The organism is Avibacterium paragallinarum, from assembly GCF_011765605.1.
Lineage (GTDB): Bacteria > Pseudomonadota > Gammaproteobacteria > Enterobacterales > Pasteurellaceae > Avibacterium > Avibacterium paragallinarum.
On sequence record NZ_CP050316.1, the window covers coordinates 1,665,203 to 1,687,713 of the forward strand.

The 22,511-nt window shown below is 43.4% G+C and carries 20 protein-coding genes and 1 pseudogene; 10 read left to right on the top strand and 11 right to left on the bottom strand.

Going from position 1 to position 22,511, the window contains the following annotated elements; genetic code table 11:
* Positions 1–46: 46 nt before the first annotated feature.
* From glpQ to HBL79_RS08010, 4 genes and pseudogenes are all read left to right on the top strand, one after another.
* A pseudogene (gene glpQ / locus HBL79_RS07995) lies at positions 47–559 on the top strand (glycerophosphodiester phosphodiesterase); the annotation flags it as partial.
* 331 nt (positions 560–890) lie between these two features.
* Entirely contained in the window at positions 891–1,388 is a 498-nt protein-coding gene (mprA, locus tag HBL79_RS08000; RefSeq protein ID WP_035685340.1) for a transcriptional repressor MprA, read from the top strand.
* Entirely contained in the window at positions 1,388–2,560 is a 1,173-nt protein-coding gene (locus HBL79_RS08005; protein ID WP_035685343.1) for an EmrA/EmrK family multidrug efflux transporter periplasmic adaptor subunit, read from the top strand. The genes mprA and HBL79_RS08005 overlap by 1 nt, the downstream gene beginning before the upstream one ends.
* Positions 2,553–4,079 carry a DHA2 family efflux MFS transporter permease subunit gene (locus HBL79_RS08010; RefSeq protein WP_035685346.1) on the top strand — a complete coding sequence of 509 codons (1,527 nt, stop codon included), beginning with the start codon at positions 2,553–2,555 and terminating at the stop codon, positions 4,077–4,079. Before HBL79_RS08005 ends, HBL79_RS08010 begins: the two co-directional genes overlap by 8 nt.
* An 80-nt stretch (positions 4,080–4,159) precedes the next feature.
* Here HBL79_RS08010 and rlmB read toward each other — a convergent pair whose 3' ends face one another.
* From rlmB to grcA, 8 genes are all read right to left on the bottom strand, one after another.
* On the bottom strand, positions 4,160–4,900 hold the full coding sequence (rlmB, locus tag HBL79_RS08015; protein ID WP_035685349.1) for a 23S rRNA (guanosine(2251)-2'-O)-methyltransferase RlmB: 741 nt from the start codon (positions 4,898–4,900) through the stop codon (positions 4,160–4,162).
* 87 nt (positions 4,901–4,987) lie between these two features.
* Positions 4,988–7,390: a ribonuclease R gene (rnr, locus tag HBL79_RS08020; protein WP_035685352.1), complete on the bottom strand. Its 2,403-nt coding sequence runs from the start codon at positions 7,388–7,390 to the stop codon at positions 4,988–4,990.
* 235 nt (positions 7,391–7,625) lie between these two features.
* On the bottom strand, positions 7,626–9,149 hold the full coding sequence (der, locus tag HBL79_RS08025) for a ribosome biogenesis GTPase Der (protein ID WP_035685355.1): 1,524 nt from the start codon (positions 9,147–9,149) through the stop codon (positions 7,626–7,628).
* Positions 9,150–9,535: 386 nt separating this feature from the next.
* Positions 9,536–10,447, bottom strand: coding sequence for a GTPase Era (era, locus tag HBL79_RS08030; RefSeq protein ID WP_035685358.1), 912 nt, complete (start codon positions 10,445–10,447; stop codon positions 9,536–9,538).
* Positions 10,444–11,127, bottom strand: a complete 684-nt coding sequence (rnc, locus tag HBL79_RS08035) for a ribonuclease III (RefSeq protein WP_035685617.1) — start codon at positions 11,125–11,127, stop codon at positions 10,444–10,446. The genes era and rnc overlap by 4 nt, the downstream gene beginning before the upstream one ends.
* A gap of 5 nt (positions 11,128–11,132) precedes the next feature.
* Positions 11,133–12,164, bottom strand: coding sequence for a signal peptidase I (gene lepB, locus HBL79_RS08040; RefSeq protein ID WP_035685361.1), 1,032 nt, complete (start codon positions 12,162–12,164; stop codon positions 11,133–11,135).
* Positions 12,165–12,173: 9 nt separating this feature from the next.
* Positions 12,174–13,970: a translation elongation factor 4 gene (gene lepA / locus HBL79_RS08045; protein WP_035685364.1), complete on the bottom strand. Its 1,797-nt coding sequence runs from the start codon at positions 13,968–13,970 to the stop codon at positions 12,174–12,176.
* A 174-nt stretch (positions 13,971–14,144) separates the two neighbouring features.
* Positions 14,145–14,528 (bottom strand): autonomous glycyl radical cofactor GrcA, encoded by a 384-nt coding sequence (grcA, locus tag HBL79_RS08050; RefSeq protein ID WP_017805037.1) that lies wholly within the window; start codon positions 14,526–14,528, stop codon positions 14,145–14,147.
* Between the two features lie 295 nt (positions 14,529–14,823).
* Between grcA and ung the strand changes: the two genes are divergently transcribed.
* The 5 genes from ung (at position 14,824) to pfkA (ending at position 18,883) form a co-directional block, all read left to right on the top strand.
* Positions 14,824–15,492: a uracil-DNA glycosylase gene (ung, locus tag HBL79_RS08055; protein ID WP_035685367.1), complete on the top strand. Its 669-nt coding sequence runs from the start codon at positions 14,824–14,826 to the stop codon at positions 15,490–15,492.
* Between the two features lie 20 nt (positions 15,493–15,512).
* Positions 15,513–16,289 carry a peroxide stress protein YaaA gene (yaaA, locus tag HBL79_RS08060; protein WP_021723926.1) on the top strand — a complete coding sequence of 259 codons (777 nt, stop codon included), beginning with the start codon at positions 15,513–15,515 and terminating at the stop codon, positions 16,287–16,289.
* A gap of 1 nt (position 16,290) precedes the next feature.
* The gene (locus tag HBL79_RS08065; protein WP_046097488.1) at positions 16,291–16,881 is read left to right on the top strand and encodes a hypothetical protein; all 591 of its coding nucleotides are present in this window, start codon (positions 16,291–16,293) and stop codon (positions 16,879–16,881) included.
* Positions 16,881–17,804, top strand: a complete 924-nt coding sequence (locus HBL79_RS08070) for a cation diffusion facilitator family transporter (protein WP_035685370.1) — start codon at positions 16,881–16,883, stop codon at positions 17,802–17,804. Before HBL79_RS08065 ends, HBL79_RS08070 begins: the two co-directional genes overlap by 1 nt.
* A 113-nt stretch (positions 17,805–17,917) precedes the next feature.
* Positions 17,918–18,883 (top strand): 6-phosphofructokinase, encoded by a 966-nt coding sequence (gene pfkA, locus HBL79_RS08075; protein ID WP_035685373.1) that lies wholly within the window; start codon positions 17,918–17,920, stop codon positions 18,881–18,883.
* An 81-nt stretch (positions 18,884–18,964) separates the two neighbouring features.
* Here pfkA and ndk read toward each other — a convergent pair whose 3' ends face one another.
* From ndk to HBL79_RS08090, 3 genes are all read right to left on the bottom strand, one after another.
* The gene (gene ndk / locus HBL79_RS08080; protein ID WP_017805043.1) at positions 18,965–19,387 is read right to left on the bottom strand and encodes a nucleoside-diphosphate kinase; all 423 of its coding nucleotides are present in this window, start codon (positions 19,385–19,387) and stop codon (positions 18,965–18,967) included.
* A 9-nt stretch (positions 19,388–19,396) separates the two neighbouring features.
* Positions 19,397–20,704: an aminopeptidase PepB gene (pepB, locus tag HBL79_RS08085; RefSeq protein ID WP_035685376.1), complete on the bottom strand. Its 1,308-nt coding sequence runs from the start codon at positions 20,702–20,704 to the stop codon at positions 19,397–19,399.
* 133 nt (positions 20,705–20,837) lie between these two features.
* Complete coding sequence (locus HBL79_RS08090; RefSeq protein WP_035685379.1) at positions 20,838–22,049, bottom strand: low temperature requirement protein A; 1,212 nt, start codon at positions 22,047–22,049, stop codon at positions 20,838–20,840.
* Between the two features lie 208 nt (positions 22,050–22,257).
* Between HBL79_RS08090 and infA the strand changes: the two genes are divergently transcribed.
* Complete coding sequence (gene infA, locus HBL79_RS08095; protein WP_005627617.1) at positions 22,258–22,476, top strand: translation initiation factor IF-1; 219 nt, start codon at positions 22,258–22,260, stop codon at positions 22,474–22,476.
* The last annotated feature ends 35 nt before the right edge of the window (positions 22,477–22,511 follow it).

The window sequence follows — 22,511 nt, forward strand, 5'->3', positions numbered from 1 at the left end:
TAGAAATAAAAGGAGATGGGACTATGCCCATTCTCCTTTTTCTTTATTGAATGTGCTGAAAAAATACGGCTATACGCAAAAATCCGACCGTGTTTACCTGCAAATCTTTGACTTTAATGAACTTAAACGGATTAAAACCGAACTAATGCTAAGCCTAGGAATGGATCTCAAATTAGTCCAGCTCATCGCCTACACCGATTGGCACGAAACGGAAGAAAAAAATCCGCAAGGCGACTGGGTGAACTATGACTATGGTTGGATGTTTAAAGAGGGAGCAATGGCAGAAGTGGCAAAATATGCTGATGGCGTAGGCCCGGGCTGGTATATGCTTATCGCTCAAGAAAACTCCACCAAAGATAAGGTGGTTTACACCCCACTGGTGCAAGAATTGAAAAAATACCAAATGGAGCTACACCCTTACACCGTCCGCAAAGATGCCTTGCCCGCATTTTTCAACAACGTAAACCAAATGTACGATGCCTTACTCAACCACGCTGGAGCAACGGGTATCTTCACCGACTTCCCAGATACAGCAGTGGAGTTTTTGCATAAACAGTAATTCAAATTAACGCCATTTAACACAACAAAAAGGCGGTGTAATAGTAAAACCTCAACACAGGGGCGTAACCATACGCCCCTGCCATTGGCTGAATGATTTCAGCCTATGAAAATAAAAAATATCAGCCACCCGCCCAAAATTTCTAAAAATTTATCTCCCTGCAAAAAAACAGGCTCAAAATCACACCGCACTTTAATCGGGTTTCAAATACAGCAGGGCGATGCGGTGTTGAAATCAAACGGAGTAAAAATTAAAGTGCGGTATTTTTTGACTCAAATAGTAACCTGAGTTACTATTCACCAGTTTACTTTCTCCCTTTGATAAAACAATTATGTCACTCTCTTTTTCAGAACAAGAAAGGCTGATTCGTCATTCAGCCCAGAATAATCCCGCGATGCCAGTGGAGCAAATTTTGCTGGCTCGTTTGTTGTTGCACAATAGCAGCCGTTATTTGGAAAAACGGAATCAGCTATTAAAAGCCTATCAGCTTAACGATACGCTGTTTATGACGTTAGTGGTACTGTATTGCCAGCCGAACCACGCCTTGCAGCCGAGCAAATTAAGTGAAATTTTCGGTTATTCCAAAACCAATGCAACGCGAATTGCCGATGAATTGGTGAAGCGTCAATGGTTGGAGCGAAGCGAGATTGCGGGCGATCGACGAAGTTTTTTACTGAAATTAACGCCGCAGGGGGTACAATTTTTAGAAACCTTGTTGCCAAATCAGTGGAAACAGGTGGAGCAACTTTTTTCCGTCCTTGATGAGCAAGAACAAATCACATTGAAACAACTGTTGCTGAAATTGGTAACGCGTTTAGAACATCTTTAATGGTGAATATGATGACAGAAACTGAGCATAAAACGAATAAAAAACGCAAAAAAGCCTTGGCTTATTTTGTTACGATTTTGTTAATCCTTGCCGTTATTGCGGGGCTATATTGGTTCTTCTTCGTGCGAAATTATGAAGAAACGGAAGATGCTTATGTGGCAGGCAATCAGGTGATGATCTCGGCACAGATAAGCGGCAATGTACGTCAAATCAAGGTGGATAATATGGATTTTGTCCACGCGGGAGATGTGTTGCTGGTGCTTGATGATACGGATCTCAAGCTCAATTTTGCCCAAGCACAGGACAATCTCGCCAGTGCCGTGCGTCAAATTGAGCAATTAGGCTTTACGGTGAAGCAACTGCAAGCAATGTTGAATGCAAAACTGACCGCACTTAATAAAGCCAAAGGGGATTTGCAACGCCGTGAACAACTGGCAAAAACGGGATCGATCGATAAAGAAAGTTTGCAACACGCCAAAGAGGCGGTGGCACTTGCCGAAGCGGATTGGCAAGCCACGCAAAATCAGCTTGCGGCAAATCAAGCCTTGCTAAAAGGGCTACCGTTGCGAGAGCAACCCGAAGTGAAAAAAGCAGTGAGTGCTTTAACCCTAGCTTGGTTAAATTTGCAACGCAGTCAAATCCTCAGCCCAGTTGAGGGCTATGTGGCACGGCGTAGCGTGCAGGTGGGGCAAAAAGTGGCAGCGGGCAGCCCGCTGATGGCGGTGGTTTCTACGCAACAGATGTGGCTTGATGCGAATTTCAAAGAAACGCAGTTACGCAAAATGCGGATCGGTCAGCCTGTGAGAGTGTTTTTTGATCTTTATGGCGATGATGTGAAATTTGATGGCAAAGTGAGCGGGATTGAAATGGGAACAGGGAGTGCGTTTTCTCTTCTGCCAGCACAAAATGCTACAGGAAACTGGATCAAAGTGGTGCAACGCGTGCCAGTGCGGATTGATCTCGATCCTGAACAAATGAAAAAATACCCGCTACGGATTGGGCTTTCTGCCAATGTGGAAGTGAATGTGGCTGAAACGCAAGGGGAGGTGCTACGTAAACCGCGTCCAAATGACGTGCTGTATCAAACACAAACATTGGATTACGACCTTCGCCCAGTCAATGAATTAGCAGAAAAAATTATCCTAGAAAATAGCAATAACGCCGATGAATAGTACACAAAAACCCGTGCAAGGGGCAGCATTAGCCGTAATGACGATTGCGTTATCTCTGGCAACCTTTATGCAAGTGCTGGATTCCACCATCGCCAACGTTGCTATTCCAACCATCGCGGGAGATCTTGGGGCTTCCTCCAGTCAAGGCACTTGGGTGATCACATCGTTTGGCGTGGCGAATGCGGTTTCGATCCCCATCACAGGCTGGCTTGCCAAACGTTTTGGCGAAGTGCGGTTGTTTTTGATCGCAACGGGCTTGTTTGTGCTTGCCTCGTGGCTATGTGGAATTTCCCATAGCTTGGAAATGCTGATTTTATGCCGTATTTTTCAAGGGCTAGCGGCAGGGCCGATTATTCCCCTTTCGCAAAGTTTATTACTGAATAATTATCCGCCTGAAAGACGGAGTATGGCACTGGCATTTTGGTCGATGACGGTGGTGGTCGCCCCGATTTTTGGGCCGATTTTAGGCGGCTGGATCAGTGATAATTTACATTGGGGCTGGATTTTCTTTATTAACGTACCTATCGGGCTGAGCGTGATTTTCCTCAGTTGGAAAATTTTAGGTAAGCGGGAAACCAAGATTTCTCAGCAACCCATTGATACTATTGGCTTAATATTGCTTGTGATTGGCGTGGGCTGCTTGCAATTAATGCTCGATCAAGGGCGTGAACAAGACTGGTTTAACTCCACTGAAATTGTGGTGCTAACAGTAGTTTCCGCAATCGCGTTAGTTGCCCTGATTATTTGGGAACTCACCGACGACAATCCCGTAGTAGATATTTCCCTATTCAAATCGCGTAATTTCAGTGTGGGCTGCCTGTGCACCAGCTTGGCATTTCTGATTTATTTAGGCTCGGTCGTCCTCATTCCGCTATTGCTCCAGCAAGTTTACGGCTACACCGCAACTTGGGCTGGGCTTGCCGCCGCCCCAGTGGGCTTATTTCCGATTTTGCTATCGCCAATTATCGGGCGTTTTGGCTATAAAATTGATATGCGAATTTTAGTAACCATCAGCTTTATGGTCTATGCCCTCACCTTCCATTGGCGAGCGGTAACCTTTGAACCCGCAATGACTTTCACCGATGTCGCATTGCCACAGCTCATTCAAGGAATCGCCGTAGCCTGCTTCTTTATGCCACTAACGACCATTACACTATCAGGTTTACCCGCAGAGAAAATGGCATCTGCTTCAAGTTTATTTAACTTTCTGCGAACCCTAGCTGGCTCAATCGGTACATCGCTCACCACCTTTTTATGGTATAACCGTGAAGCAATGCACCATACTCAATTTACTGAAGCAATTAATCCTTATAATCCCAATGCACAAGCCTATTACGAAACAATGGCACAGCTTGGCTTGAGCGATACGCAAACGTCAATGTCTTTAGCAAGAAACATTACCGCCCAGGGCTTCATTATCGGGGCAAATGAAATTTTTTGGCTATCAGGTGTGATGTTTATGTTACTTTTTGTCGTGGTGTGGTTCGCAAAGCCACCTTTTGGAAATTCTCATCAATAAAGTCAGTCATCAACTTTTTCATTACGTTTTTACAAGCTATTTTGAAAAACTAAAGAGACTATATTGATGAGAAAATGACTTTATTCCATTAGACGCTGTCTTGCAATTTCAAATAAACACACGCCAGTAGCAACGGAAACATTCAGGGAAGAAACCGATCCCGCCATTGGTATGCTAACTAATTGGTCGCAGGTTTCACGGGTTAAGCGTCGCATTCCGTTCCCCTCAGCGCCCATTACTAAGGCCAATGCCCCCGTTAATTGGGCTTGATAAAGGGTTTCTGTGGCTTCGCCTGCTGTGCCGATAACCCACATATTATAGCTTTGTTGCAAATCGCGAAGCGTGCGTGCTAAGTTGGTTACGCGAATAAGTGGCACGACTTCCGCCGCCCCACACGCCACTTTGCGTGCGGTGGCATTAAGCTGTGCCGATTTATCTTTTGGCACGATCACCGCACACACGCCAGCCGCATCGGCGGTACGCAAACAGGCCCCCAGATTATGCGGATCGGTAACGCCATCTAGCACCAATACAAGAGGATTTTGCTGATCGCGTAAAATGCGATCCAGATCATTTTCATTTAATTCTTTGGCAGGTTGCACGCGGGCAATGATGCCTTGATGCACTTCGCCATTGGCTTTTTTATCCAGCGTTTCGCGGTTAAGAAATTGCACGGAAATGCCAAGCTGATAAAGCGTATTGAGAACAGGCTGTAAGCGTTTATCTTCACGTCCTTTTAGCACATAAACCTCAATCAAGCGTTCAGGTGCATTTGCCAAAAACGCATTAACCGCGTGGATTCCATAGATATTTTCAGACATTGTTATCCTTTAATTGATACCTAAAATAAGGCGGAATTATACGCTTGTTTACCGTCCTTCCGCCAGTTTTTCGCAAGTGCGTTTTAACTAAGTGCGGTGCGATTTACGCTTATTTTTCTTAGCAGAAATTTCTGATTTTTTCACCGCACTTTTGTTTTTCGCTTTTTTCGTTGATTGAGTGGCAGACTTCTCTTTTTGTTTTTTCGCACTTTCAGCATAGCGGAAGCTTTTTTTCGCTTTATCCTTGGCGGTTTTGCCTTCGCGTCGTGGCTTGCGTTCAGTGCGGATAAGTGAGAAATCCACTTGCCGTTGTTCAAGGCTAACGGCTTCTACACGCACTTCCACTTTATCGCCTAAACGATAAATCCGTCCGCTGTTTTCACCGATTAGCTGCTGGCGGTTTACATCAAATTGGTAATAATCATTATCCAAAGTCGATATATGCACAAGCCCGTCAATGAACAAATCATCTAAACGCACAAATAAGCCAAAGCCTGTTACGGCAGAAATCACGCCCGTAAATTCTTCGCCAACGTGATCTTGCATATATTCACATTTGAGCCAATCTGCCACTTCTCGCGTTGCATCGTCGGCTCGGCGTTCGGTCATTGAACAATGTTCGCCAAGCGTGTCCATTTCTTCAAGGCTATAATGATAACCGCCTGAATCGGTGGTTTTGCGTTTTGAGCCTTGCAATTTAGCCAGTAAGTATTTGATTCCACGATGTAAGGTTAAATCGGGATAGCGGCGAATTGGGGAGGTAAAATGGGCGTATTGCGTAAGGGCTAAACCAAAATGTCCGATGTTGTCGGCGGAATAAATGGCTTGACTGAGCGAACGCAGAAGCATTGTTTGAATCAGCTCGTGATCGGAACGTTCTTTCACTTGTGCCAGTAACTTGGCATAATCTTCTGTGCTTGGTTTCGCACCACCGCCTAAACTTAACCCTTGCTCTGCGAGGTAAGCACGGAAAGCACTGAGTTTTTCTTCACTTGGCGTGGCGTGAACACGGTATAACGCAGGTTCGTTGTGGGTTTCCATAAAATTTGCCGCGGCGATGTTGGCTAAAATCATACATTCTTCGATGATTTTATGGGCATCATTGCGAACCACCGGTTCAATGCGTTCAATCCGCCCCATTTCATTAAAAATAAATTTACTCTCAATGGTTTCAAAGTCGATCGCTCCGCGTTGTTGGCGGGCGTTCACGAGGGCTTGATAAAGCTGATGGAGTTCTTGCAAATGCGGTACGAGCGGGGCATAACGCTGTTGCAGTTCGTCATCGCCAGCTAAAATGGCTGCCACTTTGGTGTAAGTGAGGCGGGCGTGGGAGTTCATCACCGCTTCATAAAATTGGTAGCCCGTCATTTTTCCTTTGGCAGAAATCGAAAGCTCGCACACCATACAAAGGCGATCCACTTGGGGATTGAGCGAGCATAAGCCATTGGATAACACTTCAGGCAGCATCGGCACAACTCGCGTAGGGAAATAGACGGAATTGCCGCGATTATAGGCTTCATTATCTAAGGCGGTGCGTAGCCGAACATAATAGCTCACATCGGCAATGGCAACCCAAAGCTTCCAGCCCCCTTTGCTGGTGCGTTCGCAATACACCGCGTCATCAAAATCTCGTGCATCTTCACCATCAATGGTGACTAAAGGAAGTTGGCGTAAATCCACCCGCCCTTTTTTCGCCACTTCAGGCACTTCTTCGGTAAATTTTTTGGCTTGTTTTTGCACCGCACTTGGGAAAACGTGAGGAATATCGTGATTGCGAATGGCGATTTCCGTTTCCATTCCTTTTGCCATATTTTCGCCGAGTACTTCAATAATCATTCCTACTGGACGCGTGAACATTGCGGTGCGGGGCTTGAGTTCCACCACGACCACTTGCCCCATTCTTGCCCCGTGTCGATGTTCATTGGGGATCAAAATATCTTGATGGATACGGCTGTCATCAGGCACAACATAGCCGATCCCTTCTTCCAAAAAGAAACGACCGACAATATGTTTTTTACGCCCCTCCAATAAACGCACGATTCGCACTTCTTGGCGACCTTTTCGATCAAAACCATTGGGCTGAGCCAGCACATAATCACCGTGCATTACTTGACGCATTTGTGCATTTGGGATAAACCAATCTTGTTTCGCCCCCTCCACTTGGAGAAAACCATAACCGTCTTTATGCCCGATGACACTTCCTTTCAGCAAATCTAATTTTTCTGGCAAGGCATACCGTTTGCGTTTGGTAAAAATGAGCTGCCCGTCATTTTCCATCGCTCTCAATCGGCGACGCATTGCTTCTTGCCGCTCCTCATCGCGAATGTCTAAAGCGGAGAGGAGTTCTTCTTTGGACATCGGGGCGTTGTGATCGCGGATAATACTAAGAATAAACTCACGGCTTGGCACGGGATTTCCATATTTTTTGAGTTCTTGCTGATAATTTGGATCAGAAAGTGCGGTGGTTTTTTTTGTTATTTTTCGAGCCATAGTGGTTTCCTTAATGTGGCGGAGATGGGTAAGTTTGACATTTGAAGAAGAAAAAAACAAGAAATGGATTTATTTAAAATGTTTCTCCTGCAAAGCGTCAAAGATGGTTTTCAATGTGATAAGCGTGTATCAAATCGTAGATATTAAAAAATATGTATCCATAAAATCATAAAACCCAGCAAATGCTGGGTTTTTGATTACAATCAAAGGACTAAACCAATAGATTTATGTTGAATTATTTTTTCGATTTCTTAATAAACTTCATCAAACGCTTGCGTTTACGCAGTTGGTTTGGGGTGAGTTTGTTGCGTTTGCCAGCAAATGGGTTGCTTCCCTCTTGGAAAAGCAAGCGGATTGGCGAGCCGATAATTTTTAAACTACGGCGGTAGTAGTTGGATAGGTAACGCTTGTAGCTATCGGGCAGGCGGTCGATTTGGTTGCCATGTACCACAATAATTGGCGGGTTGTAGCCACCTGGGTGAGCATATTTCAGTTTAATTCGGCGACCGCTCATCATTGGAGGTTGATGTTCGTCCGTTGCCATCTGCAAAATGCGGGTGAGCAATGAGGTTGTCATTTTTTGCGTCGCACAAGCATAGGCTTCTTTGATTGAATCAAATAGATTGCCTACACCACTGCCGTGTAATGCCGAGATAAAATGCACGCGAGCAAAATCAATGAAGTCTAAACGACGATCTAATTCTGATTTAACGCGATCTTTCACGTCTTGATCTAAGCCGTCCCACTTGTTCACCACGATCACTAAAGAACGTCCAGCGTTCAAAATAAAGCCTAAGAGCGAGAGATCTTGATCGGAAATTCCCTCGCGGGCATCAATTGTGAGTAATACCACATTGGCTTCTTGAATGGCTTGTAATGTTTTGATAACGGAGAATTTTTCCACCGTCAAATGCACTTTGCCACGCTTACGCACGCCTGCGGTGTCGATGATGGTATAGTGCTGACCATCACGTTCCATTGGAATGGCAATGCTATCACGCGTTGTACCAGGGAGATCGTAAACCACCACGCGTTCTTCGCCCAAAATGCGGTTAGTGAGGGTAGATTTGCCAACATTTGGTCGCCCCACAATGGCGATTTTGATATTTTGCTCTTGCTCACTTTCTTCTTCCGCAAGAGCTTCGTCTAAAAGTTGAATGTCTTCTTCGTTGTTGAAATCAAACTCGTGATCCCATTCATCTTGCGAATTTTCATCGTGATTTTGCACCGCACTTTCATTTTCTGACTCAACGGCTTGCAGTTCTGCGAGTGGAGCTAATACCTGCTCCATTAACGCATTCACACCACGCCCTTGAGAAGCTGCAATTTGCACGATTTCCCCTAAACCAAGTTGGTAAAATTCGGCACAGTGGGAATCTGCATCAATGCCGTCCGTTTTGTTTGCGACCAATACGGTGGTTTTATGCTGGCGTTGGCGTAAATATTGAGCGATGCCAATATCTGCGGAAGTTAGCCCAGCACGAGCATCCACAAGGAATAACACGATGTCCGCTTCTTCAATGGCAAGCAAAGATTGCTCTGCCATTTTTTCTTCTACCCCCTCTTCGGAGCCGTCAATCCCGCCGGTGTCAATGACAATAAAATCATAGCCAGCAATATGTGCTTGACCATATTTGCGATCGCGGGTTAAGCCAGGAAAGTCGGCAACAAGGGCATCTCGGGTTCGGGTAAGGCGATTGAATAAGGTGGATTTCCCCACATTTGGGCGACCCACAAGGGCAACTACGGGAGTTGTCATAAAAAACCTCTGTTTAAATCGTTTTTTTGTACAACGCGAAAATAAAGTGCGGTGTAAAATGAAGTGCTTTTTAAAATAACCTAATTATAGCGGATTTTAGGAACAATGAGAAACTTCTTGAAATTCGTACCTGGTTGTAACCAAACAGCTTCGTTATTATTAGATAGGTATGAAAGTTTCCAAAATATCGCTAAACTCTTTCACTTTCCTACGGCGTTACTTCGCCTCACCGTACTGCTTGCACTGCCTTAGAAGCAACGCCTTATATGAAAGTGAAATTGATTTAGCAATATCATTGTTTATCTCCAAAACCAAACGAGATGTCCTTACGAAACACGGTACAAATACATGGTTTAAGTTTCGTACTTACATATAGGTACGTTAGCCTAATCGTCCATATACCCTAAACTACGCAAACCCCTTTCATCGTCAGCCCAGCCAGATTTGACTTTAACCCAAAGTTCGAGGTGGACTTTGTTATCAAAGAGGCGTTCCATATCGGCACGGGCTTCTGTGCCGATGACTTTGATTTTTTGTCCTTGATGACCGATGACCATTTTTTTCTGCCCTTCGCGTTCAACGAGGATTAAGCCGTTGATTTCATAAGTGCCACGTTCGTTGGTTTTAAATTGTTCAATTTCTACGGTAACCGAATAAGGAAGCTCTTCGCCCATAAAACGCATTAATTTTTCGCGAATGATTTCCGATGCCATAAAGCGTTGTGAACGGTCGGTAACGTAATCTTCAGGGAAATGATGCACGCCTTTACGCAAGGATTGACGCACGATTTTTTCCAGTTCTTGAACGTTATTTCCACGCTGTGCAGAAATTGGGACGATGGCTTTAAACTCAAATTTTTGGCTAATTTCAGTGATGAACGGCAAAAGTGCTTCTTTGTCTTTAATATTATCAATTTTGTTAATTGCTAGAACTACAGGGGCTTTGGCTCGGCGAAGTTTATTTAGCACCATTTCATCATCTTCATTCCAATGTGTGCCATCAACCACAAAAATGATGAGATCAACATCACCAATCGCACTGCTTGCCGCTCGGTTCATTAGGCGGTTGATCGCCCGCTTTTCTTCAATGTGTAGCCCTGGCGTATCCACATAAATAGCTTGGTAAGCCCCTTCAGTTTGAATGCCGACAATACGGTGGCGGGTGGTTTGGGCTTTTCTGGAAGTAATAGAAATTTTTTGTCCAAGAATTTTATTGAGTAAGGTGGATTTTCCCACATTCGGGCGGCCAACGATGGCGATAAATCCACAATAGGTTTCGTGATCTTGATGTTCTGTCATTTGATATCCAATAGTTTTAAAATTTGTTCTGCGGCGGCTTGTTCCGCTTTGCGGCGGCTTGAGCCTACGCCGATAAAAGTGCGGTCAATTTTTTTGATGTTTTCCACACGACATTCTACGGTGAAGATTTGATTATGGGCTTCCCCCTTGATGTTTATCACTTCATAGCTTGGGAGAGGGAGGCGAGCACCTTGCAAATATTCTTGTAAACGGGTTTTCGGATCTTTTTGATTTTCACCCGGTTTAATTTGGCTGAGTAGGGTTTGATACCAGTTGCGAACAACGGCGGTACTGGTAGGCAGATCGCGATCTAATGAGATCGCTCCAATGATGGCTTCCACACAGTCGGCAAGAATGGACTCACGGCGAAAACCGCCACTTTTGAGTTCTCCTTGTCCAAGTAGCATATAGTCGCCAAGCTCGAAAGCTCTGGCAAGCTGAGCAAGGGTGGGTTCACGCACAAGGGTAGCACGCATTCGGCTTAGCTCGCCCTCGTTACATTTAGGGAATTGCTGATACAAGGCATCAGCAATGGTGTAGTTTAAAATGGCATCACCTAAAAATTCCAAGCGTTCATTATGGTTTTTCGCCGCACTGCGGTGAGTGAGGGCTTGCTTTAGCCATTTTATTTCTTGGAATTGATAGCCGATTTTACGCTGTAAGCGATCTAAATTATTCATTGTCATTATTGAATTTTGCTAAACATTCGGTCAAAACGCAGACCTGTTGGCCATTCGCCTTGTTTTTTATCAAGGCTTAGCCAAATATATTTCGCTTTGCCGACAATATTTTTCTCTGGCACAAAGCCCCAAAAACGGCTGTCTGCACTGTGATTACGGTTATCCCCCATAACAAAATATTCCCCTTCAGGCACAACCCACTCGGTGATGTAATTGTGCTGTTGGCGGTAGCCTTGGTATAAATAAGTGGCATTAGGCGGTTGCGGATCCCAATGAATTTGGTGGGTAACATCACCACTTTCAGTAAGCACTAATGGGTTTTGATTGCTATAAATCGGTTTGCCCGCACGATCTTGCCCAATGATAATGTTGAAGTTTTTATCCGCCTCTGGCGTGCTGTAAGTAAATTCTTTGGTTACGCAATCTTCTGTGCATTCTTTGCCGTCTTTTCCGTAGGTGATGGTGAGATGGCGATCCGCCTCGTTATATTGAATGCGATCACCGGGAATGCCAATCACGCGTTTAATGTAATCCACATTTGGCTCAGGCGGGGCTTTAAAGACAATAATATCGCCACGTTGCGGTTTGCCTGTTTCAATTAAAGTGTTTTGGAAAACGGGATCTTTAATGCCATAAGCATATTTTTCCACTAACAGAAAATCACCGACTCGCAATGTGGGTTCCATTGAGCCTGATGGAATTTGGAAAGGCTCAAAGAAAAAGGAACGTAAAATCAGCACAAAAGCGAGAACAGGGAAGAGAGAAGATAAAAACTCGCCACTCTCTGAAATTGGCTCGATTTTGGCTTTTTCTTCTTCCGTCAAAGGCTTACCACTGCGTTGTTCTGCTCGTGCAATTTGGCGTTCGCGTTTTGGCAAAGCAGAAAAGCGATAGTAGCACCATAACACCCCGCAAAGTGCGGTCAATAAAATCAACACAATAGTAAAGGTGTTAGGCAAGCCTAAATGATCTAACCATTTCCAAATACCGTATCCGACAGCAATCAGTAGAATAAAAAATAAGTTTGATTTTGACATAAGCTTTCCTTATTTGTCTTTGCCAACGTGTAAGATGGCTAAAAACGCTTCTTGTGGCACTTCAACGTTACCTAAAGATTTCATTCGTTTTTTACCCTCTTTTTGTTTCTGTAACAGTTTTTTCTTACGGCTCACATCCCCACCGTAACATTTCGCCAATACGTTTTTGCGTAACTGTTTCACCGTTGAACGTGCGATAATGTGATTGCCGATCGCCGCTTGAATCGCAATATCAAATTGTTGGCGTGGAATGAGTTCACGCATTTTTTCCACTAATTCCCGTCCACGATATGGGGCGTTATCTTTGTGTACGATCAAGGCAAGGGCATCAACCCGCTCGCCGTTAATCATAATATCAACGCGAACCATATCTGCCGCTTGGAAACGTTTAAAACCGTAATCCAATGAAGCATAACCGCGTGAGGTGGATTTCAAACGATCGAAGAAATCGAGTACCACTTCCCCCATCGGGATTTCATAGGTCAATGCCACTTGATTACCGTGATACACCATATTGGTTTGCACGCCACGTTTTTCAACGCACAGCGTAATCACGTTGCCCAAGTAGGTTTGCGGTAACAACATATTACATTCGGCGATTGGCTCGCGAATTTCACTAATATTATTCAATGGCGGCAATTTTGACGGGCTATCCACATAAATCACTTCGCCATTGGTTTGTAACACTTCATACACTACGGTTGGGGCAGTGGTGATTAAATCAAGATTATATTCACGTTCTAAACGCTCTTGAATAATCTCCATATGCAATAAGCCCAAGAAACCACAGCGGAAACCAAAGCCCAGTGCGGTGGAATTTTCAGGCTCATAGAATAATGACGCATCGTTTAGGCTCAATTTACCTAAGGCATCGCGGAAGGCTTCGTAATCGTCCGAACTAATCGGGAACAGCCCCGCATAAACCTGAGGTTTCACTTTTTTAAAGCCCGGTAACGCGGTGCTTGCAGGATTATTGTGTAGAGTTAAAGTATCCCCTACTGGCGCGCCTAAAATATCTTTAATGGCACACACAACCCAGCCCACTTCGCCACAGTTCAGCACTTGGGTATCTACTTGCTTCGGCGTGAAAATCCCCAAACGATCCACATTATAAGATTGCCCAGTGGACATCACTTTGATTTTATCGCCCTTGCGTAACGTGCCGTTTTTAATCCGCACAAGGGAAACCACGCCGAGATAGTTATCAAACCAAGAATCAATAATCAAAGCTTGTAATGGGGCATCAGGATCGCCCTCAGGAGCGGGGATTTTTTTCACAATTTCTTCTAGCACATCTTCAATGCCCTGTCCTGTTTTAGCAGAACAACGCACCGCATCAATGGCATCAATGCCGACAATCTCCTCAATTTCTTCCGCAACACGCTCAGGTTCAGCGGCGGGTAAGTCAATTTTATTCAGGATCGGAACAACTTCTAAATCCATTTCAATAGCGGTGTAACAGTTCGCCAAGGTTTGGGCTTCCACCCCTTGCCCCGCGTCCACTACTAATAATGCCCCCTCACAAGCGGCTAAAGAACGGGATACTTCATAAGAAAAATCAACGTGTCCCGGTGTGTCGATAAAATTAAGTTGATAAGTTTCGCCATCTTTGGCTTTGTAATTGAGCGTAACGCTTTGTGCTTTAATGGTAATCCCACGTTCACGCTCAAGATCCATTGAATCTAAAACCTGCTCAGCCATTTCACGGTCAGAAAGCCCACCACAGGTTTGAATTAAACGATCGGAAAGGGTGGATTTCCCGTGGTCAATATGAGCAATAATTGAAAAGTTGCGAATATTTTTCATAAGTAATAATAAAATTCAAGGTGAATATATTTATAAGATTAATCTCTCGATTTTACCTGAATCTTGTGCTATTCGCTAGCAATAGCGAACAAGTGCGGTGAAATAAATAGGCGTATTTATTTAGAAAGGGGCAAAGAAAACCCTAAGGCACTTACCTTAGGGTTTTAGAATGCATTATAAGCTTTCAGTGAAAGTACGGGTAATTACATCACGTTGTTGCTCTGGGGTTAATGAGTTAAAACGCACAGCATACCCAGAAACACGGATTGTTAATTGTGGGTATTTTTCAGGGTGTTTCACCGCATCTTCTAATGTTTCACGGCGTAATACGTTCACGTTTAAGTGCTGACCGCCTTCTACTTTTACTGTTGGGGCAACATCAACTGGCAATTCACGATATTCGATTTGACCAAGTTCGCTTACTGCAACGATTTGATCTTCGGTGAAATCGCCTTTTGCACATAAACAACGTGCTTCGCCTTTTTCACTGTCTAATAACCAAAATGAATTTAAAAGATTGTCATTGGCAGCTTGTGTAATTTGGATACCCTTTATCATAAAAAAACTCCTAAATTTGTTTGTTAATTAATCACGGATTGAAGGAGATTCTATCAAAAAATTTGATCAATTCAATTATTTTGATATAGGTCAGATTGAATTTAACAAATAAAAATAATGAAATTGATACATATCAAAATAAATCTATTTTTAAAAATTTTAATTTAACATTTTATTAACTTTTGATTAAAAAATAATTAAAGAATTAAATCCGCATTGAGGCTGTTCATTTGCGGCGAGGTTCTTTATAATCTCGACACTATTTTTAGTGCGAATGAGTGCAGAGGATAACAAAATGAAAACGTGGAAAGATGTGATTGGCAACGAAAAAAGCCAACCCTATTTTCAGCAAATCTTACAACAAGTCCAGCGTGAAAAAGCGGCTGGTAAAATTGTCTATCCGCCCAGTAATGAAGTATTTAACGCCTTCAAATTAACCGAATTTGATCAAGTGAAAGTGGTGATTTTAGGACAAGATCCTTATCACGGTCCAAACCAAGCCCACGGCTTATCATTTTCTGTTAAACCTGGCATTGCACCGCCGCCCTCGCTCGTCAATATTTATAAAGAACTGGCTGCTGATGTGGGCTTCCAAATTCCATCGCACGGCTATTTATTGTCTTGGGCTGAGCAAGGCGTGTTGCTTCTCAACACCGTCCTCACTGTAGAACAAGGCAAAGCCCATTCCCATTCGCAATTTGGTTGGGAAACCTTCACCGATCGCGTTATTGCCGCATTAAACGAGCAACGAGAGCATCTCGTCTTTTTGCTGTGGGGAAGCCACGCCCAGAAAAAAGGGCAGTTTATCGACCGCACAAAACATTGCATTCTCACCGCCCCACACCCCTCGCCGCTTTCGGCACATCGCGGTTTTTTTGGTTGTCAGCATTTTTCTCAAACCAACCAGTATTTACAGCAGCACCACATTTCGCCGATTGAATGGCAATTACCTTTAACGGTTTAACAAATTTTAAGGATTTCAAAATGTTAGCAATTATCTCACCTGCCAAAACTCTTGATTTTGAAAGTGCGGTAGAAAAATTTGAGGTTTTTCAGCCCGCTTTAACTGACTACAGTCAGCAATTAATCGACATTTGCCGCACCCTCGCCCCGCAAGATGTCGCCTCGTTAATGTCGATCAGCGATAAATTAGCCTCGCTCAACGTGGCACGCTTCGCCCAATGGACGGCGGATCATAATGAACAAAACGCACGCCCAGCCATTTTTGCTTTTAAAGGCGATGTTTACACGGGCTTAGACGCGGAGCATTTATCTCGCGAAGACATTTTATTCGCTCAACAGCATTTAAGAATGTTATCGGGACTCTATGGTTTGTTACGCCCGCTAGATTTAATGCAGCCTTATCGTTTGGAAATGGGGACAAAATTAGCCAACCCGAAAGGCAAGGATCTCTACGCGTTTTGGGGCAATGTGATCACCCAAACCTTACAGCAAGCCTTAGACGAGCAAGGGGATAACGTGCTGGTGAATTTAGCCTCTGACGAATATTACAAATCTGTGAAAGAAAGCCAGCTCAAGGCACATATCGTTAAGCCCGTCTTTTTAGATTACAAAAACGGCAAATATAAAGTCATCAGTTTTTATGCGAAAAAAGCACGCGGCTTAATGTGTCGTTACCTCATTCAAAATCGACTCACTCACGTTGAGCAATTAAAAGCCTTTGATCTTGGCGGATATTGGTTTGATGAAGCGGCTTCAAGCGAGAAAGAATTTGTGTTTAAACGAGAGGTGAGCGAATAAAATGAAGCCTTTGTTAGCCTTTTTTCACAATATCAAAAAAACGTTATTTTTTAGCATCGCACTTTTATTAACGGCTTGCGTATCCTCGCCGCAACTCAGCGTGCCTGAAGCCATTACGCATAATAACAGCTCTTATTATCTGATTTCGCAACAGGATTTAGGCAGCGTGGCACGTTATTTTTATGTGCAAAAAGGGGAAAGTGTAGAGCATTGGCACAGTGCAATCGAGCTGTTGCAAGATAGAAATTGGCAGCAACGCACGTTAGCGGATCGGATCGCCTTGCGTAAGCGAGTGTATCAAAACACGGGCGTTACTCATTTTGATCTTTATCCACACAACAATGAATTGCTCACTTTCGTGATTTATGAGCCAACCGAACAAAATAAAGATTGGCAAGTGAATGTTGCCAGAGGCAAAGATCTTCCCTTTTGTGGCTTTGTGCAGTATCAATATTCTTTAAAAATCGCCAAAAACAAAAAATTAATGAATATGAAAAAAGAGAAGATTATCAAATATTTGCAAAAATATGTGGTAAATAAAGAAATACAAAATTTGAGTAACAGCCATTTTTCTTGGAATTGTAAAAAATAATGCAAGAAGTCTATTCCAAACAAGTCAAAAGTGCGGCGAATTTGGCGATTGCCACCGCCTTTATTTTAATTTTAATTAAAGGCTTTGCGTGGTGGAAAACGGATTCCGTCAGTATGCTCGCCTCAATCACCGATTCCACGCTGGATTTATTAGCCTCTTTTATGAATATGCTGATTTTGCGTTTTGCCCTAATGCCTGCGGATCACAACCATTCCTTTGGACACGGTAAAGCGGAGTCTTTGGCTTCCTTAATTCAAAGTGCGTTTATTTCGGGCAGTGCCATTTTCCTGTTGCTTCAAGGCATTTATCGCCTCACTGCCCCGCAGCCCTTAACGCAAACTTATTTAGGCGTGATCGTTACCCTGATTTCCATTGCAGCGACGTTACTATTGGTGCTGTATCAAAGCCACATTATCAAGCAAACGGACAGCCCCGCAATCAAAGCGGATCGACTGCATTATCAAACCGATTTGCTGATGAATATCGCGATTTTATGCTCGCTCGGGCTAACCCTATGGGGCGTGCTTTGGGCTGATGCGATTTTTGCTATTTTGATCGCTTTATATATTTTGTTTAATGCGGGACAGATGTTTTACGATGCTATTCAATTATTGCTCGATCAAGCCTTGCCTCCAGAGGAAATCGAACAAATTGAACAAGTTATCCAATCGCAACCCAATATTTTAGGCTTTCACGATCTCCGCACTCGACGCTCGGGGGCTATCCGCTTTATTCAATTTCATTTGGAACTTGATGATCACCTTTCTTTTATTGAAGCTCATCAAATCACCGATCATCTTGAACAGCGTTTACGTCAATGTTTTCCTCGAGTCGATATTGTGATTCACCACGAACCTACTAGTGTAGTGAAAAATGAAGAGCAAGATAAAGTAATAATGGGTAACTTATCAAAAAATACTTAGACCTAAATCAAAATGTGAAGTAATTCACAAAATTTTTCTAGAGCGATAATTGGGAATAGTGTAAGCTACGCACAATTTCTATATTACTAACTTTCAATAAAGGTATTTGCATTATGATCAAAAAAATTGCCGTATTAACCAGTGGTGGTGATGCACCAGGAATGAACGCAGCAATTCGTGGAGTAGTCCGTGCTGCATTAGGAGAAGGCTTAGAAGTTTATGGCATTTATGATGGCTATCACGGACTTTATCATAATAAAATCAAACAATTAACGCGTTATAGCGTATCAGATATAATCAATCGTGGCGGTACATTCCTTGGTTCAGCACGTTTCCCAGAATTTAAAAAACCTGAAGTGCGGGCGAAATGTGCGGAAATTTTACGTTCACACGGCATTGATGCACTCGTAGTTATCGGCGGGGACGGTTCTTATATGGGAGCGAAATTGCTTACCGAAGAACACGGCTTCCCTTGTGTGGGGATTCCTGGCACCATTGATAATGATGTAGCTGGAACAGATTACACTATCGGTTATCAAACCGCGTTAGAAACTGCTGTAACTGCCATTGACCGTTTGCGTGATACTTCAAGCTCGCACCAACGTATTTCAATCGTGGAATTAATGGGCAGACATTGTAGTGACTTAACTATTTCAGCAGGTATTGCAGGTGGTTGTGAGTATATTGTCGCCTCCGAAGTAGAATTTAACCGAGAAGAATTAATTCAGCAAATTGAACGTAGTATTATTAAAGGTAAACGTCACGCTATTATCGCTATCACAGAACATATTTGTGATGTAAATGAATTAGCTAAAGAAATTGAAGCTCGCGTGAAACACGAAACTCGAGCAACGATTTTAGGGCATATTCAACGTGGTGGAACACCTTGTGCGTTTGATCGTATTTTAGCTTCTCGTATGGGTGTTTATGCGGTAGCTCTCTTATTACAAGGTAAAGGTGGATACTGCGTAGGAATTCAAAATGAGCATCTTGTTCATCATGATATTATTGATGCAATCAATAATATGCGTCGCGAATTTAAAGCTGAATGGTTAGAAGTTGCTAAGCGTTTAGATTAATTTTTGTGATATTGAATGTTCTAAAATCAAACAAGTAATATGATAAAAATGCCAATTTTTTATAATTGGCATTTTTATTGACTATTTTCTTGGACAAAGCTCATTTTCACTAAAAAAATACGCAATTTCGCGTTCTGCACTTTCAGGGCTGTCCGAACCGTGTACGCAATTTTGTCGCTTGCTTAAGGCAAATTGTTTGCGAATTGTGCCAGCTTCGGCTTGTTCTGGATCCGTTGCCCCCATTAAAGTGCGGTAGTTTTTTATCGCATTTTCTTTTTCCAAAACAGAAACCACCACAGGGGCAGAAGTCATATATTCCACCAAGCCCGCAAAGAAAGGTTTACCTTGATGTTCAGCGTAAAAGCCCTCCGCTTGCTCTTGGGTGAGATGAACCATTTTCATCGCCACAATGCGAAAGCCTTCATTTTCCAAACAAGTTAGGATTTTGCCGATAAGGTTACGCTCCACCGCATCGGGCTTGATAATTGACAACGTCCGTTCCATATTTTCCTCCTATGAGTTGGCTTGATTAAGTAAAAGATGAGCCAGTGTTTGCACGCCGATACCTGTCGCCCCTGCCGCCCATAAATTGCTAGCGGATTTGCGATAGGTGGCTGAGCAATCAATGTGCAACCAATGTTGTTGATAATTTTTGACAAAATAGGACAAAAACGCCGTTGCGGTGCTTGCCCCCGCTCCTACTGGCACGGTGCCGATATTGGCGATTTGAGCAAATTGCGAAGCAATCTGCCCGCGATGAAATTCTTCAAAAGGTAAACGCCAGAAAGGCTCATTGGCGGTCTGTGCCGCATTCAATAAGGCGGTAACCAATTCGTTATCCATTGAAAGTACGCTGTGATAATCGTTCCCCACTGCCACTTTCGCCGCCCCTGTTAGGGTGGCACAGTCGATAATAAATTGTGGGTTTTGTTTATCCGCTTCGATCAAACCGTCTGCCAGCACAAGGCGACCCTCTGCGTCCGTGTTTAACACTTCCGCCGTTACGCCATTGCGATAGGTGATGATGTCGCCCAGTTTTAAGGCATTGGCACTCACCATATTTTCCGCACAGCATAGATAAAGTTTTACGCGTTGATTTAACCCGCCGGCAATTGCCATTCCCAATGCACCTGTGAGCAACGCCGCCCCGCCCATATCCGTTCGCATTGTGGACATTGAATCACTTGGCTTAATGCTGTATCCGCCACTGTCAAAGGTGATCCCTTTACCTACTAAACAAGCCAATACAGGGGCGTTGGGATCTTGGCTTGGGTTGAAATCGAGTTGCAACATTGCAGGGGGATTTGCCGAGCCTTTCCCCACTTGCCAAATACCTTGATAATTTTTTGCGAGCAATTCTTCGCCAGAAATGATGTCAAAACTGACCGCACTTTCACTGGCGTAGTCGGCTGAAAGCTCGGCAATAAATTGAGCCGCACGCTCAGCTAATTTTTTCGGAGTAATCACATCAGAAGGTAAGTTAATGATTTCTCTCACAAAGTCACCACATTGAATACGTGCAAATAATTCCGCTTGTGGCTCATCGTCAAGATGAGGAAATTCAATAGCATAATCTTGTTTCGCGGAATAAAAGCCTTGATAAAACGCCCAGCAGTTTTCTAAATCCCAGCCCTCGCCGCTGAGTTCCACGTTGTGAATGCCTTGATTGCGTAATTTGCGTGCCGCTTGTTGGATCAAAGTGCGGTCAGAATTTGAAGCATTTTTTTGCAGATGGATAATGCTTTCCTCATTGGCAAAGCTAAGCAACGCATTTCCCCCCCAAACGGGGGACGCGGGTTGTGTTGAAAGACGAACTAACATAATGATTATCCTTTATAAAAAGTGGTTTCTGTATCCTAATATAAGAAAAGGAAAAATCCAACGGAATAATGATGAGAGGTGTGTTTTTATCACAAATGAAAAGGGCGGACAAGTTGCCCGCCCGAGAAGTGATTTAGTCTAAATGAATGGGCTTGGTTTTATAAAAAGAAATCATCGCAATCGGGGCGATCACGGTGAACCAAATTGACCATTGCAATGGCATTCCTAAATATACGCATAGCACACCGAGGAAAGTGGCAGCAATAGCGAGGGTAAAGCCAATTACGCTGTAATTGGTATCTTTATCTAAATACCAACGCAAGAATGCTAAGGCGATGAGATAAATCGCAGTGCAGAGGCTTAACACGGTCATTGCAAATAAAGGCGAAACTGAATGGGCGTTTGTGCTGTGTTCGGCGACTTCCGCCATTGTGCCAAATTCTTTTACTGAATCGGCGAGCAATTCTAAGCCTGAACCTAAGGCGGTGAGGGCGATGAAAATTAGCAAATGTCCGTAGCCATAGACTAACGCGTTATTTAAGGTGCGTTGTGAATGTAAAAATTCCCCCCACGGCATTTTGAAATAAAGCCACCAAAGAGAGAACATTAACGCTGAAATCCCTAAGCCTAAAGGGAATGCTTCAGTAAGTATCGCTTCATTACTGTGGAATAATGGCGTGATGGCGTTGGTCGCCCCTAGAATACCTTCGCCGAGTACGATAATCACCAATAAACCATAACGTTCGGCAATGTGATGCGGATGCCACGCAGTTTTATTGGCACTTTCCGCCCAAACGGGAACAGATAATTCGAGTAAAGCACCAAATAGGAAGATTTGATTAAACAAATGAGGAATATAGATAACAATAATTGCCCAAAAAAGCTGTGCAATAATAATACCGAACGCATAGCGTAAACAGGTCGTTCGACGCTCAGGATCGCTTTTGGCAGCACGAAACCACTGATATGCCATAGCAATACGCATTACGGTATAACCAATGAGGATCATTGTGTAATCATTATGCTCAAACACATTATTAATGCCAATGGCTAAAATAATCGCCCCGAACATTTGCACCATTGTAACAATGCGGTAACGAAAATCGTCGTTATCATAAGCTGAAGCAAACCAAGTAAAGTTCATCCACGCCCACCATACGCAGAAAAACGAGGTGGCAAAACGAATTAATCCGTCACTGAAATGATGAGCTGCTAAAGCGTGGTGTAAACCGCTCGCGGTGGCAGCAATGGCGATAACAAAAACTAAATCAAAATAAAGCTCCAAGGTGGTAGCGACACGGTGCGGTTCGTGGTGGTCGCGGGAACGCATTATTTTATGAATCATTAAAAACTCCGAATACAAATAAAAACTTAGCTAAGTTGAAAAATAATTTAGCTATTAACCTGTGGTGCAAAATTTCAGCGGGGATTCTATCACAATTTTTGATTTTCTGAGTAGTTCACTAAATTTCTAGAAAAAACTTGGTGAATGCGGGTGAAAAGAGTATAATTCGCCCGTTTTTTGACTTATTTTATTAACATTAGAGGAATTAATGGCAAAAGAAGATTGTATTGAAATGCAAGGCACGATTTTAGAAACCTTGCCGAACACGATGTTCCGCGTTGAATTAGAAAATGGACACGTTGTTACTGCACATATTTCAGGAAAAATGCGTAAAAATTATATCCGTATCTTAACGGGCGATAAAGTAACGGTGGAAATGACACCTTACGATTTAAGTAAAGGGCGTATTATTTTCCGCAGTCGTTAATTTAGCTTCCTTCTTAAGGATCTGCTTCGAAATGA

Bases quoted from the DNA above. Each gene is read 5' to 3' on its own strand.
- mprA (WP_035685340.1), top strand. From the start codon at position 891: ATGTCACTCTCTTTTTCAGAACAAGAAAGGCTGATTCGTCATTCAGCC.
- HBL79_RS08005 (WP_035685343.1), top strand. From the start codon at position 1,388: ATGGTGAATATGATGACAGAAACTGAGCATAAAACGAATAAAAAACGC.
- HBL79_RS08010 (WP_035685346.1), top strand. From the start codon at position 2,553: ATGAATAGTACACAAAAACCCGTGCAAGGGGCAGCATTAGCCGTAATG.
- rlmB (WP_035685349.1), bottom strand. From the start codon at position 4,900: ATGTCTGAAAATATCTATGGAATCCACGCGGTTAATGCGTTTTTGGCA.
- rnr (WP_035685352.1), bottom strand. From the start codon at position 7,390: ATGGCTCGAAAAATAACAAAAAAAACCACCGCACTTTCTGATCCAAAT.
- der (WP_035685355.1), bottom strand. From the start codon at position 9,149: ATGACAACTCCCGTAGTTGCCCTTGTGGGTCGCCCAAATGTGGGGAAA.
- era (WP_035685358.1), bottom strand. From the start codon at position 10,447: ATGACAGAACATCAAGATCACGAAACCTATTGTGGATTTATCGCCATC.
- rnc (WP_035685617.1), bottom strand. From the start codon at position 11,127: ATGAATAATTTAGATCGCTTACAGCGTAAAATCGGCTATCAATTCCAA.
- lepB (WP_035685361.1), bottom strand. From the start codon at position 12,164: ATGTCAAAATCAAACTTATTTTTTATTCTACTGATTGCTGTCGGATAC.
- lepA (WP_035685364.1), bottom strand. From the start codon at position 13,970: ATGAAAAATATTCGCAACTTTTCAATTATTGCTCATATTGACCACGGG.
- grcA (WP_017805037.1), bottom strand. From the start codon at position 14,528: ATGATAAAGGGTATCCAAATTACACAAGCTGCCAATGACAATCTTTTA.
- ung (WP_035685367.1), top strand. From the start codon at position 14,824: ATGAAAACGTGGAAAGATGTGATTGGCAACGAAAAAAGCCAACCCTAT.
- yaaA (WP_021723926.1), top strand. From the start codon at position 15,513: ATGTTAGCAATTATCTCACCTGCCAAAACTCTTGATTTTGAAAGTGCG.
- HBL79_RS08065 (WP_046097488.1), top strand. From the start codon at position 16,291: ATGAAGCCTTTGTTAGCCTTTTTTCACAATATCAAAAAAACGTTATTT.
- HBL79_RS08070 (WP_035685370.1), top strand. From the start codon at position 16,881: ATGCAAGAAGTCTATTCCAAACAAGTCAAAAGTGCGGCGAATTTGGCG.
- pfkA (WP_035685373.1), top strand. From the start codon at position 17,918: ATGATCAAAAAAATTGCCGTATTAACCAGTGGTGGTGATGCACCAGGA.
- ndk (WP_017805043.1), bottom strand. From the start codon at position 19,387: ATGGAACGGACGTTGTCAATTATCAAGCCCGATGCGGTGGAGCGTAAC.
- pepB (WP_035685376.1), bottom strand. From the start codon at position 20,704: ATGTTAGTTCGTCTTTCAACACAACCCGCGTCCCCCGTTTGGGGGGGA.
- HBL79_RS08090 (WP_035685379.1), bottom strand. From the start codon at position 22,049: ATGATTCATAAAATAATGCGTTCCCGCGACCACCACGAACCGCACCGT.
- infA (WP_005627617.1), top strand. From the start codon at position 22,258: ATGGCAAAAGAAGATTGTATTGAAATGCAAGGCACGATTTTAGAAACC.